Origin of the sequence: Stappia sediminis (genome assembly GCF_009826895.1) — a bacterium.
GTDB lineage: Bacteria > Pseudomonadota > Alphaproteobacteria > Rhizobiales > Stappiaceae > Hongsoonwoonella > Hongsoonwoonella sediminis.
Map to the genome: position 1 here is coordinate 334,037 of NZ_WUMV01000009.1, position 12,313 is coordinate 346,349.

The 12,313-nt window shown below is 57.7% G+C and carries 11 protein-coding genes; 5 read left to right on the forward strand and 6 right to left on the reverse strand.

Annotation, left to right across the window (positions count from 1 at the left end; all coding sequences use genetic code 11):
• Nucleotides 1–25 precede the first annotated feature (25 nt).
• The 5 genes from GR183_RS19935 to GR183_RS19955 form a co-directional block, all read right to left on the reverse strand.
• Complete coding sequence (locus tag GR183_RS19935; RefSeq protein WP_160777423.1) at nt 26–1,003, reverse strand: phosphoglycerate dehydrogenase; 978 nt, start codon at nt 1,001–1,003, stop codon at nt 26–28.
• Nucleotides 1,000–1,689 carry an acylneuraminate cytidylyltransferase family protein gene (locus GR183_RS19940; protein WP_160777424.1) on the reverse strand — a complete coding sequence of 230 codons (690 nt, stop codon included), beginning with the start codon at nt 1,687–1,689 and terminating at the stop codon, nt 1,000–1,002. Before GR183_RS19940 ends, GR183_RS19935 begins: the two co-directional genes overlap by 4 nt.
• Nucleotides 1,690–1,730: 41 nt before the next feature.
• The gene (locus GR183_RS19945) at nt 1,731–2,723 is read right to left on the reverse strand and encodes a glycosyltransferase family 2 protein (protein WP_160777425.1); all 993 of its coding nucleotides are present in this window, start codon (nt 2,721–2,723) and stop codon (nt 1,731–1,733) included.
• Nucleotides 2,724–2,793: 70 nt separating this feature from the next.
• Complete coding sequence (locus GR183_RS19950) at nt 2,794–3,939, reverse strand: hypothetical protein (RefSeq protein ID WP_160777426.1); 1,146 nt, start codon at nt 3,937–3,939, stop codon at nt 2,794–2,796.
• Nucleotides 3,936–6,287 (reverse strand): glycosyltransferase family 2 protein, encoded by a 2,352-nt coding sequence (locus GR183_RS19955; protein ID WP_160777427.1) that lies wholly within the window; start codon nt 6,285–6,287, stop codon nt 3,936–3,938. The genes GR183_RS19950 and GR183_RS19955 overlap by 4 nt, the downstream gene beginning before the upstream one ends.
• A gap of 752 nt (nt 6,288–7,039) precedes the next feature.
• Here GR183_RS19955 and rfbC point away from each other — a divergent pair.
• The 5 genes from rfbC (at nt 7,040) to speB (ending at nt 11,538) form a co-directional block, all read left to right on the forward strand.
• A complete protein-coding gene (gene rfbC, locus GR183_RS19960; RefSeq protein WP_160777428.1) occupies nt 7,040–7,618 on the forward strand; it encodes a dTDP-4-dehydrorhamnose 3,5-epimerase in 579 nt (192 codons plus the stop codon).
• Nucleotides 7,615–8,697 carry a dTDP-glucose 4,6-dehydratase gene (gene rfbB / locus GR183_RS19965; protein WP_160777429.1) on the forward strand — a complete coding sequence of 361 codons (1,083 nt, stop codon included), beginning with the start codon at nt 7,615–7,617 and terminating at the stop codon, nt 8,695–8,697. The genes rfbC and rfbB overlap by 4 nt, the downstream gene beginning before the upstream one ends.
• A 2-nt stretch (nt 8,698–8,699) precedes the next feature.
• Entirely contained in the window at nt 8,700–9,596 is an 897-nt protein-coding gene (rfbD, locus tag GR183_RS19970) for a dTDP-4-dehydrorhamnose reductase (RefSeq protein WP_160777430.1), read from the forward strand.
• Nucleotides 9,597–9,621: 25 nt separating this feature from the next.
• Complete coding sequence (gene rfbA, locus GR183_RS19975; RefSeq protein WP_160777431.1) at nt 9,622–10,500, forward strand: glucose-1-phosphate thymidylyltransferase RfbA; 879 nt, start codon at nt 9,622–9,624, stop codon at nt 10,498–10,500.
• Nucleotides 10,501–10,587: 87 nt separating this feature from the next.
• Nucleotides 10,588–11,538, forward strand: a complete 951-nt coding sequence (gene speB, locus GR183_RS19980; RefSeq protein ID WP_160777432.1) for an agmatinase — start codon at nt 10,588–10,590, stop codon at nt 11,536–11,538.
• A gap of 15 nt (nt 11,539–11,553) precedes the next feature.
• Here the strand turns inward: speB and GR183_RS19985 are convergent, their stop codons facing one another.
• Nucleotides 11,554–12,306 (reverse strand): maleate cis-trans isomerase family protein, encoded by a 753-nt coding sequence (locus GR183_RS19985; RefSeq protein ID WP_160777433.1) that lies wholly within the window; start codon nt 12,304–12,306, stop codon nt 11,554–11,556.
• Nucleotides 12,307–12,313: the final 7 nt, after the last annotated feature.

Sequence of the window (12,313 nt, forward strand, 5' to 3'; positions counted from 1 at the left end):
AATTTTCTCTATTTATACTTGTTATTCAACTGACCAGCGGCTCAATTCGTGGCGTTTGCCCACTTAGTCCCAGAATATCCAGCGCAAGATTGACGGTCAGGGAATTCACCTTGTGAACCGCATCCGCCGTGTTGGAGCCGTTGTGTGAGCCAAAGATGACGTTTTCGAATTCGCGAAGCGGATTGCCCGGCGAAAGCGGCTCATCCTCGAAAACATCGAGTGCGGCGGAAGATACGCGTCCGCTGCGCAGCGCCGGAACGAGCGCGGCTTCATCGATGATCGGCCCTCGCGCTACGTTTACGAGCCTCACGCCCTCCTTCATCGCTCCGAACGCATCTGCATTCAGAAGATGATGGCTGCTCTCGGTCAAGGCGCAGGTAACGACGATAAAATGCGACCGTTCGAGGAGCTCCGGAAGGCTCACCTGTGTCGCGCATGCGTCCTGCATATCGTCATCGCCGATCTTCGCCGGATCCGAGCCGATCACGCGCATCCCACAGGCATTCAGGCGGCGGCAGACCGCGCGGCCGATACCGCCAAGCCCGATGACGCCCGCGGTCTTGCCGCTAAGCGTGGTTCCTTCCACCTTGAGCCAGCCACCTGCCTTGACCGACTCGTGAATGCGCAGGAAATCACGCGCCAGGGCGATCACATACCCCATGGCGAGATCCGCGACCTCGTCGGAAAAAACCCCCGGTGTGTTGTAGACCGGGATGCCGAGTTCCTTTGCCGCTGCCTTGTCGATGCTGTCGGTGCCGATTCCCCACTTCACCACCGCCTTCAGGCCATCGGCCTTGCCGGCCTCAAGCGTCGCACGGTCGATAAAGTCGTCGCCCGCGATGACCACCGAGTGGCCCCGGATCGCGACGAGCATCTCCTCGGCGGCGAGCTGCTGTCCCTTGATTTCGGGAATGGTGACAGACACGCCATGCGCTTCGAATACCGAGGCAAACCTGGCGAAATGCCGTATCAGATGACCGCAGGTAACCAGAACCTTGCTCATTCGGCGAGGCGTCCTTCGGCGCGTTCCCGGTAGACAACTTCTGCGATACGGAAATTGATTTCCTCGTCTATGTCGATCGCCTCCCAGGGCGACATTTCATACATGTAAGGCCGCGAAGACAGGCGGTTCTTCTTCTCCTCCAGCGTCTTGCCGCTGAAGATGTAGATGCAGGAATTTTCTTCGTAGAGCGGCGGCAGGTCCTGCGTGCGCAGCAGTATATCCGGATTGTGGTTGATCGGCCTTGCAAGCTGATCCCACAGCCTGGTCTGGTATCGGGTTACCGAAAACAGGCTGTCATACGTCGGGTAATTGCGGAAGAAGGTCTCGATCGCCTTATTCACCGTTTGCGCGGTTATCAAAGGGTTCGTCGAATGCGTCTGGAGATAGAACTCCGACGGCACCTGCGCAATATCATGCAGGAGAACCTCATTCATGGGCGTCTCGCCCGCACGCAGGTGTTCCGGCCGCTCCAGAAGCACCACATCCGGATAGTGCTCGGCGCATTGATCCCGAATGACCTGCGAATCGGTATCGATGACCACCTTGTCGATCAGCTCGCACTGCTTCAAAACGTCCAGAACGTGCTGATATAGTGGTCGCCCGTCGCCGAATGGGCGGAAGTTCTTGCCCTTCACCCGTTCGGAAGAGTGCCGCATAGGCATTAGCGCCACGAGGCGATGAACCATCGATTGTTCCTCACATGTTTGTCTGATCTTGACTTGGCCACCTACTTCGAGCCGCCCTGGGCGCCAAGCAGTGCCGCATAGTCGATTTCGAGTGCGCGGTCTTCCCCGGCACCGTCATCGGATGCCTCTTTCGAGGAATTCGATTGTGCTGCGGGGTAGTAAAACCGCTCCTTCAGGGCTTCGCTCACTTCACCGCCCTGGCGGTGACCGACATATGTTCCCCAGAATTGGTTGAGCCGGAAAAGCAGGATGCTTGCCGCTTCTCGCGAAAGCCGGCCCTGCCGGAAGGCCTCAATCGCGTCGGAGGCAATATTTCTCACTGAGGCGGTGACGAGTTCGCCTGCGCCAAAACGGATCGTCGGCTCTATATGCTTCATCGCTATCGCCTCGCGGCGATATCGGTTGCGAATGCCGGCATACGTTTCGTCATGCACATGAACGATTTCGGCGTCCGCAACATATGCAAGCCGGCCGCCTGTCTTCTGCATTTCCTTGGCCCACGCGAGATCTTCAAGGCCCGTCAGGGTCTCGTCATACCTGTGCTGGAGCCAGGCGGACCGCCGGACCGCACAGTTGGCGTTGTTGCAAAAGTGAGAGCGCTGCCTGTTCGTGGATTCCTCGCCGAACCACGCCTTGAATATCTGGTGCTCGGAAAATTTGGTCGCATCGTTGCCGACCTGCCGTCCATAGCTCAGCACAACATGCGGATCGGAAAACGGTTCGATGATCCTGGAGATCCAGTCCCGGCGCGTTGGATAGACATGAGCGCTTGCGGCGAGCAAAATCTCGCCTCGGGCAGCAGCGCAGCCCAGGTTGAGCGAACGGCCGAAGGAAAATTCGGATTTTGCGATCTCCACGATCCTGACACCGAATTTCTCGGCGATTTCGACCGTCCGGTCGCTCGACCCGGAATCCACCAGAATCACTTCGAAGTCGCGAAAATCCTGCTGCTCCAGCCCGATCAGCAGCTTGCCGATGTGCAATTCCTCGTTGAGGCTACGAATTATGACTGAAACTTTAGGGGGTTGGCTCATTTCTGAAATGTCTGCCACTTTCGCTTCAAGACCTGACGCAACGATGCGGTCACCTGACTATTGACAGGACTCAATCAGAGACTTTCTTGTCCAATCGGCGCAATACGTCAATGACAAATCTCTCAATTCGGTTTCGATATAAATCTGCCGGATTGTCAAGAAATAATACTCCCTGATTTGCAAGTTTTTCCCCGTAGGAATTGAGAATTTTTTCTATTTCCGCTAGCGGAGATTCATAATATGATTCAAGATATTCTCGTTTAAATTGATATTTTTCTTCTCTTGATAAGTTTTTATAATACTCTTCCTTTATGTTAGAAGAGAAAATACCGTAATTCCGCTTTCTTTCCTTGAAATAACGCGTCCGTTTCGGGCGAGAATGCCACAAATGAACAGTAAAAATACCCTCAAGCCAAACCGGAATTGTAATAATATTTAAATATTTTCGAAAACCTTCGGTAAATAATGGAGAGACAGCCTTTCCGTCTTTGAGAAATTCTTCAACATCACTCAACTCAAACACTTTTTCCCGAATGCAAAGCCGGCATATATATTCCAGGTCTTCAAGTCCATGAGAAGAAAAATTTGGATCGAACCCGCCCGATTGAAAATATTTGCTTCGCTCTATCAATATCGTCGAAGTGTACATGGCGACATGATAGATCAAATCGTATCTGCGCTTTGCGAGAAGCCCCTTCCAAACTTGATCCACAGGCCCGTCGCCCGCCGACACTCCGGCCGATAGTGCCTTTTTTCTGGTATAGATTGAGGGAATTATGACGAACGGGTTGCGGTTCCCTTTCAGATACGTGATCGCTTTTTCAACGACAGATTGAGAACAGATCAGGTCGACATCGTAAAACAGGAGCAGGTCTCGCGAAGCGGCTCTGGCCCCCTCGTGTCTGAGCCGCGCGATGGAGATTTCGGCTCCGCTTTCTTCCACGAAGATGACGCGGCAGGCTTTGGAAATTCGCCGGGCCAACGAGCTGAACAGCCGATCTCCGAACCTGTTCCTCACCGCGACCGACACTATGAGCTCCGCCCCGTCAAACAGCCTCGAATCGATCAGCCGCCGCAGCCGTCTCAAAATTCCCGCAGGACGATAGACAAATCCTATCGGCACCACGACCGACAGGTTGCGGAACGGCTGGTTGCCGGCCTCCGCGCCCGGTTCCCACGGTCCGGAACCCGTATCTGTCGGTTGGATGGAGTTCATGCCAAATGGCGGTCATAAAGCCGCGCGAGTTCGTTCGATATTCCGGATACGAGCGGCTTGTCGCGCGTCGCACGATGTAAATGCAACAAGCAGCGATGCATTGTCTTCCCAAGCGTTTTTTTTGTTCTGTTGGCCCTGCTTTGTGCGTTTGCCTTCATCTCGAGCCCCAGCAGCCTGAAGATTTCGGTCCTGAAGGTCGCCAAAATGGCGGTTGATGAGAGTTCATCCTGCACGCGCATCAAGGCTTCTCGCCGGCCATGTATCGCCGAATTCAATTCGCGCGTGCCGACCGGCAGAAGGAATACGCGAGCCGCGATCGCCTCGAGGCTGCGAACCGAAAACTCGACCTTCGTCACGCGGCTGGAATAAAGCCGGATCTGATCCACCAGCCTCGGGTCCGGCACCTCCCTCCCCTTGAACGCTTCGTAGACCGCCAGAAGGCATAGGCGCCGCAGCTTCTCGGCCGAGATACGCTCGCTGGAGATCCCGACGCGGTACTTCAAGGGCAGGTGGATATTCGACGGCTCGTCCTTGCCGAGCATGTCGAGAACCTCCAGAAGACCCATCGAGTGCCGCCTGAACGCCGAGCCCGTCGCCGAGTTGAAATGCCAGCGATAGGCCGCAACGACCTGCTCGACAGGCACCGCCTTGACGCCATGCCGCATCAGCCTGGCCAGATAGAGCCAGTCTTCGCCATATTGCACACCGGCCGGAAAACGCTCCATCTTCATGATGTGGGCGGGGCCGATCACGGAATTCAGGTGAAAGCGGCTGTCGAACATCCCCTCGAAACCGATCTCGGAGCGTGCGCCGAACTGGATACCCAGTTCCCGGCCGTCGTCGCCGATGATTTCGGTTCGGCCGAAGCAGATGCTGCCGACCTCGGCCTGCTCGAGACCGGCGACCCGGACGGACAGGGATTCCGCCGGCATGGGGTCGTCGGCATCCGCAAAGCAGATATACTTGCCTCTGGCCCGCTCCAGTCCGGCATTGCGGGCGCCCGACACCCCCTGACGCGGCCCCTCGACAACCTTTATTCTTGCATCCTTCCTCGACAATTCCCTGATGATCTCAAGGGTACGGTCTGTCGAACCATCGTCGATGCAAATAATCTCGAAGTCCTTCAGCGATTGAGAGCGTATCGTCTCGATCGTGGACCGGACACCCTCTTCAACGTTGAAGGCCGGCATTATGATGCTCACCAGCGGCCTTGCGGATGAGGGTGCCACCTCGCCAGCGCGCGCGACATAGCGCCCCTTGATCGCCGGAATGAAGGAATCGGCAATGCTCGAAACCTCGATGCCGGCATTCTCGATTTCGCGGAGGTATGCCTTCAGGGTTTGGCAATGCACCTCGTAGTATTCGTCATAGTCGATGCTGAAAAACGCAGGATGGGCATCCTGTATTTCGTCCATCTCCGCATCGTACTGGAAGTCCTTTGAATGGGACCAGAAATATTCGTTGTTTCCAATCGGGCGGCCATCGAAGCCGGCAAGCGTGATCCGCTTTCCAAGCGAAGCCGCGAGCGGCAGCAGAAACAACGTCATCACGTTCGAAGTGGCGCCAACGCAGAAGTCTTCCGGAAAGCGAAGGTTCATCCCGTGCGAATTGCTGATCGGCACGGGGATGAGCTTTTCGTGGAGATCCTCCGGCAGATACGTGAGATACGCGCCATAGTCTCGCATGGGGAATACGTAACAGGAGCCGTAGGTGCGCATCGCATCGATCAGATCCTGCCGAAACCTGGCGGCATAGGTGGACGGTCCTGCGTGAAAAATCGGATCCGAGGCGACGATTATGCGCGGCGCCATCTTCTCGAGCACCTCGCGGTTCCTGATCATGCTGTTGGTGGCGATGAACTCGCCTTCTTCCAACAGGTCGAAATCGACCGAGCTCAGGGATGCCCCGGTGCCGAATATGTAGATGTCGTCGGTATCGATCGAAGCGCGGAGCTTCTCGAAACGCTCCCTCGAAAGCTTCAGCTGCTCCGCCGTCCCTTTTCCGTCATTGGATGAAAATTTCAGGCACAGGCTGGCGGCGTGCTGCACCGCACGATGATCGGCCCGAACGGACAGTGTGTCGCGTTCGGTTGCCAGGCTTCGGTACTCGTCGAGCCTGGACTTCTCATCCCAGAACCAGAGCACCTTTTCGCCACCGAAACCCTTAACCGTTTCGGCTATCTGGCCCGTCTTGAATATGTGAACTCGCTTTTCCAGCTTCCGTCGCACCTGGATGACCTGTCGGTCCAGATATGAAGAGCAATCGAGCTCTGGAATCTCCCGGAATACGTCGGAAAACAGAACGTAGCCCGTGTCGGGCCCATCCGCCGCGCCGGCAAAGTACAGCATTCTGTAGAAATCGTCTTCGATGTTCTCGACTGAGGCAATCTCCGGAAGGACGAATATTACTTTCTTGTATCGAGACAACATCGCGTTCTGAACTTCGATCAAAAATTACCCTATATCTGTTGGCTTTCGGCGTTCGACGCCACATGTGTCGGGATACTCAGCCGCACAGACCCTGCTTACAATCTTTACGAACGAAGGAGACGGAATTTTTATCCGGCCCCAATTGAAGGCGACACCCCTTCCCTGAAAGGAGAAGCCCCTTCGCGGTCGCGGGAAATCCACGGAACAATTGACGACACCCCCAAAGGCCATTCTTCCCTAGCATATCGCACCCCGGCGTTCATCGTGCGGCCGCCCGTTCGCGAATGGCAATTCACAACCTTTTGCTATCTCAATACCCGAAAGGGTCCGCTTATACGTCCCCGCTTTTTGCAGGGATGGTTATCCGCTCGCAGACCTGCCTATAACTGCCGCAAGGGCAGTCTTTCAGCCTTGGTTCGTCCGGCGCCACGATAACGATGCACCCGGTCTTGAAGCATCGCGCAAATCCCCCGCTTCGAAGCTTGATGAAAATATTATTTTGGAATTGGTCATCGCTTGAAATTTCAACTTTCGAAATATTATAGTAATATAAATATATATTTGGTTTTTACCTTGTATTTCATAATCCATGCATCGATAAAAGACCGTGCCGGCACTTTGGATTTGCCGAGCGAACCCGGCCTGTGAAGCGATCCGAAAAGAGCGTGCATATGCTCGATCTACTTTCGCTGGAAATACCTTCCGTGAAGATCGTCCGGCCCGCGAGGCACGGTGACGATCGAGGTTTCTTTTCCGAAACCTACAACAAGCGCGCGCTTCACGATTGCGGTATCGATATCGATTTCGTGCAGGACAACCACGCCTTTTCATCGGAAAAAGGCACCATTCGCGGCCTCCATTTCCAGATACCGCCCTTTTCCCAGGCCAAGCTCGTGCGGGTCGTGCGCGGATCGATCCTCGATGTCGCCGTAGACCTTCGCGTCGGCTCGCCCACATTCGGCCGTCACGTCTCCGCCGTTATCTCGGCCAAGGATTGGAACCAGATCCTTGTGCCAATCGGCTTTGCGCACGGGCTTTTGACGCTGGAGCCGGATACGGAGGTTCTCTACAAGGTGTCCGACTATTTTTCGCCCGAGCACGACAAAGGCGTCCTATGGAACGACCCCGATCTCGGCATCGACTGGAGGATCGACGAGCACACCGCGATGGTTTCCGAAAAGGACCGCCGCCAACCACGGCTGAAAGATCTGCCCGGGGTCTTTCGCTACGAAGGAGCCGAAGCCCCATGAAGGTCATCGTCACCGGCGGGGCAGGCTTCATCGGATCCGCGCTCGTACTCAAGCTGGTTCTTGAGGAAGGTGTCGACGTCGTCACCGTGGACAGCCTGACCTATGCCGCAAACCTTTCGTCCCTCGCCCCGGTGATGAATCATCCCCGTCATTTGTTCGTTCATGCCGATATCCGCGACGGCGAGGCGATGGCGGATCTCTTCGAGGCCGAGATGCCGGATGCCGTGATCCATCTGGCCGCCGAAAGCCATGTGGACCGCTCTATCGACGGCCCGAAAGCCTTCGTCGATACCAATATCGTCGGCACCAGCTGCCTGCTTGAAGCCGCACGCCACTACTGGAGCGGATTGCCGGCGTCACGCAAGGGCGCATTCCGCTTTCATCACGTCTCGACGGATGAGGTCTACGGTTCTCTCGGGCCTGACGGCGCATTCCGCGAAACCACGCCTTATGCTCCAAACTCGCCCTATTCGGCCTCCAAAGCGGCAGCGGATCATCTGGTCCGTGCCTGGCACCACACCTATGGCCTGCCGACGCTTATCACCAACTGCTCCAACAACTACGGCCCGCGTCAGTTTCCGGAAAAGCTCATTCCCCTCATGGTCCTGAACGGGCTGGAGGGAAAGCCGCTGCCCGTCTATGGCAAGGGCGAAAACGTGCGTGACTGGCTGTTCGTCGAGGATCATGCGGATGCCTTGTGGCAGGTCCTCAACAAGGGACAGCCGGGCGAGGTTTATAATATCGGCGGCGAAGCCGAACGCACCAACATCGATGTGGTTCGCGAGATTTGCGAACTGCTCGACCAATCCATTCCGACTGCCCGCCCACGCCGCGAACTGATCGCCTTCGTAGCCGATCGTCCGGGCCATGACGCTCGCTACGCGATGGATATCTCCAGGATTGGCGCGAAGCTTGGATGGAGCCCCCGCCATAGTTTTGAGGAAGGGCTTGAGAAGACGGTTACCTGGTATCTCGATAACCGCGACTGGTGGAAGTCGATCCGCTCCGGCCGTTATTCGGGCGCGCGTTTGGGACTTTCCGCCGGAACAATGCCGCGCGAAGCCGCCGCGGGCCGCTGACGATGGATATCTTGCTCACCGGAGCCGGCGGGCAGTTGGGCGTGGAGATCGCCCGGCAAGCTGGAGATAGCGCTCTTGAACTGACTGCCCTCGCCCATCACGAACTTGACGTGAGCGAACGGGAAGCCGTTCTTGACGCCGTCTCTGCGGTTCGTCCCAGGGTCATCATAAACGCTGCCGCCTATACCGCCGTCGATGACGCCGAAGCCGACCGGCAAACCGCATTCGCGGTTAACAGCGATGGCCCCGCCAATCTCGCCGAAGCCGCCGAAAAAACCGGCGCAACGCTCGTTCACATTTCCACGGACTATGTTTTCGATGGTTCGAAATCATTGCCCTACGCCGAAACGGACGAAACGTCCCCGATCAACGTCTATGGCGAAAGCAAGCTTGCCGGCGAAACGGCGGTGCAATCGACTTGCGCGCGCCACGTGATCCTCCGCACATCCTGGCTTTACGGGCTTCACGGCGGGAATTTCGTCAAGACGATGCTACGCCTTGGAAAGGAGCGCGATGTCCTGCGCATCGTCTCCGACCAGACCGGCTGCCCGACATATACGGGCGACCTTGCCGCCGCGATATTGTCCATTTGCCGCCGCCATGTAGACGGAAACCCTCCCCAGGATGGGTTCGGTCTCTTCCACTATGCAGGCGCGGGGCAAACGAGTTGGTACGAATTCGCGCGGGAAATCTTTCGACTGTCGAATGCCTTCGGCATGAAGGCGCCCCGGTTGGAGGCGATTGCTACAACGGATTTTCCGGCAAAGGCTCCCCGGCCGCAAAACTCCGCTCTCGAATGCTCGAAGATCGAGGCCGCCTATGGCCTTCGCGCGCGGCCCTGGAGATCGTCGCTCGCCGGAATGCTCGACACATTCTCCCGAGACCGGAACACGTCATAGATCGCAAAGGTGAAGGGGCGTGCGAATGAAAGGCATCATCCTCGCGGGCGGGTCCGGCACGCGGCTTTATCCCATCACCTATTCGGTCTCCAAACAGCTTCTGCCCGTCTACGATAAGCCGATGATCTATTATCCGCTGAGCACGCTCATGCTGGCGGGTATCCGCGATATTCTCGTCATCACCACACCGCAGGATTCACAAGCGTTCCGCCATCTCCTGGGCGACGGCAGCCAATGGGGCATCCACCTTGCCTATGCCGAGCAACCAAGCCCGGCAGGCTTGGCCCAGGCGTTTTTGATCGGCCGGAACTTCATCGCGGGCGATGCCTGCGCCATGGTGCTCGGCGACAATATCTTCTACGGCCACGGCCTGACGGATAAGTTGAAGGCAGCGGCCTCGCGCAGCGAAGGCGCGACCATATTCGGCTACAAGGTCGTCGACCCGCAGCGTTTCGGTATCGTGGAAATGGATGAGGCCGGACGCCCCGTCTCGATTGAGGAAAAGCCGCGAAAACCGAGATCGCCCTGGGCGGTCACGGGAATCTATTTTTACGATCGCGACGTGGTCGACATCGCTCGGGAAATCCGCCCCAGTTCGCGCGGCGAACTGGAAATCTCCGACATCAACGCCCGATACCTCGAATGCGGCGGCCTGAACGTCGAACTGCTCGGTCGCGGCTATGCATGGTTCGACACCGGCACTCACGACAGCCTCGTGGAAGCCGCGTCATTCGTTCAGACCGTCGAAAAACGGCAGGGATATCGCATCGCCGTGCCCGAAGAGATCGCCTTCCTGAATGGTTGGGTTTCGCAGGATGATCTTGAGCGAATGGGGGAAACCCTTGGAAAGAACGGATACGGACAGTATCTGCTGATGCTTGCCCGGGAATCCCTGGATCATTAGCGATTTGAAATCTTTTCTCCCTTGACCGGCCTCCCTGTTGGTAGGCTTGGATTTCAATCACTTTCGTTTCGCGAACGGAGACCGCGCATGGCACATCAGCATGAAAGCGGACGTCTGAACCTTCCCTTCGTCGGCATCTGCACCTTCGGCAAGAATCCTTACGTCGAGGATTGGGACAAGATCGATGCCGATGTCGCGGTGCTCGGCGCGCCGTTCGACCTTGGCACGCAGTGGCGGTCCGGTGCGCGCTTCGGCCCGCGCGGCATCCGCGAAGCATCGACACTCTTTTCCTTCGGTCATGCCGGCGCCTACGACCATGAGGACGACGTCACCTATCTGCCGGCGGAAACGACACGCATCGTCGACCTTGGCGATGCCGACATCGTCCACACCGACACGATGAAAAGCCACGCCAACATCGAGTATGGCGTGCGCAAGATCCTGGCGGCAAATGCACTGCCCGTCGTGCTCGGCGGCGATCATTCGGTCAACATTCCCTGCATCAACGCCTTTGACGGCGTGGAGCCGATCCACATCGTGCAGATCGATGCTCATCTCGATTTCGTGGATGAGCGTCACGGCGTGCGCTACGGCCATGGCAATCCGATGCGCCGCGCTGCGGAAAAGCCTTATGTCACTGGCCTCACGCAACTCGGTATCCGCAATGTCTCGTCGACCGCGAAGGAGGGTTACGACGATGCGCGGCGCTACGGCTCCGATATCCTGTCGGTGCGCCAGTTCCGCAAGTTGGGTGTCGATGGCACGCTTGCGCGCGTTCCCGAAGGCGCGCGCTACTACGTGACCATCGATATCGATGGTTTCGATCCGTCGATCGCGCCCGGCACCGGCACGCCGAGCCACGGCGGCTTTTACTATTACGAGATGCTGGAGTTCCTGGACGGGCTTGCGAAACGCGGCAAGATCGTCGGGCTGGACCTTGTGGAGGTCGCGCCCGATTACGACCCGACCGGCTCGACGACGACGCTCGCCGCCCAGCTTCTGATGAACGTCATCGGCCGCATCCTGCATTACCGCTGAAGCGTCTCTCGCGCCTTACCGAAGCTGCCGGCGGAACAATTCGCCGAAGCCGTCCCGCGCGTCCGCGATCCCCGCCTTGCGCAGCATGTGCCAGGCAAGCGCCTGATTGGATGAGATCACGGGCTTTCCCGTAAGTGCCTCCGCTTCCTCGAGGATGCCGGCGACGCGCAGGTTCGTGCAGGATACGAACACCGCGTCGCAGGGCTCCAGTTCGGCAACTGCCAGGATCGCCCGCAGCGTGGAGGGCGGCTTGATGCGCGCCACGATCCCCTCCTCGCTCTGCTCGAAAGAGCCGAAGCCGGCGATAGACACTCCCTCCACCTCCAGTTTCGCGCGGATCGCGGCGGAAACCTCCGCCACATAGGGCGTGACGAAACCAAGCCGCGTGATGGAGAGCGCGCGGCAGGCGTCACGCACCGCCGTCACCGGGTCGCTCACCGCAGCACCCGGCCGGATTTCGCGGATGATCTCGGCGACCCTTGTTTCGCCGATCACCGCTGCACCGGACGTGCAGGCATAGCCGATCGCATCGAAACGGACGGTCGGCGGAAGAAGGTCCACCGCCGCCGGCAAATCAAGCTCCATCTGCTTCAGCGTGTCGGGCGTGACGTCGCGCCCGCTCGGGATTCGGCTCGTGGCAAGCGACACGCCGTCGATATCCAGGAACCGGCGAAACTCGGCCTCGATGGTCTCGTCCGCCTGCAGCACGACAAGTCCGAGCGAGGCCCGCGTGCCCAGTCCATCGTCGGTTTCATAGCCAAGCTTCATCGCATTT

Coding starts and splice junctions, on each gene's coding strand:
- rfbD (WP_160777430.1), top strand. CDS start 8,700: ATGGATATCTTGCTCACCGGAGCCGGCGGGCAGTTGGGCGTGGAGATC.
- GR183_RS19955 (WP_160777427.1), bottom strand. CDS start 6,287: ATGCTGTACTTTGCCGGCGCGGCGGATGGGCCCGACACGGGCTACGTT.
- speB (WP_160777432.1), top strand. CDS start 10,588: ATGGCACATCAGCATGAAAGCGGACGTCTGAACCTTCCCTTCGTCGGC.
- GR183_RS19940 (WP_160777424.1), bottom strand. CDS start 1,689: ATGGTTCATCGCCTCGTGGCGCTAATGCCTATGCGGCACTCTTCCGAA.
- rfbB (WP_160777429.1), top strand. CDS start 7,615: ATGAAGGTCATCGTCACCGGCGGGGCAGGCTTCATCGGATCCGCGCTC.
- GR183_RS19950 (WP_160777426.1), bottom strand. CDS start 3,939: ATGAACTCCATCCAACCGACAGATACGGGTTCCGGACCGTGGGAACCG.
- rfbA (WP_160777431.1), top strand. CDS start 9,622: ATGAAAGGCATCATCCTCGCGGGCGGGTCCGGCACGCGGCTTTATCCC.
- rfbC (WP_160777428.1), top strand. CDS start 7,040: ATGCTCGATCTACTTTCGCTGGAAATACCTTCCGTGAAGATCGTCCGG.
- GR183_RS19935 (WP_160777423.1), bottom strand. CDS start 1,003: ATGAGCAAGGTTCTGGTTACCTGCGGTCATCTGATACGGCATTTCGCC.
- GR183_RS19945 (WP_160777425.1), bottom strand. CDS start 2,723: ATGAGCCAACCCCCTAAAGTTTCAGTCATAATTCGTAGCCTCAACGAG.
- GR183_RS19985 (WP_160777433.1), bottom strand. CDS start 12,306: ATGAAGCTTGGCTATGAAACCGACGATGGACTGGGCACGCGGGCCTCG.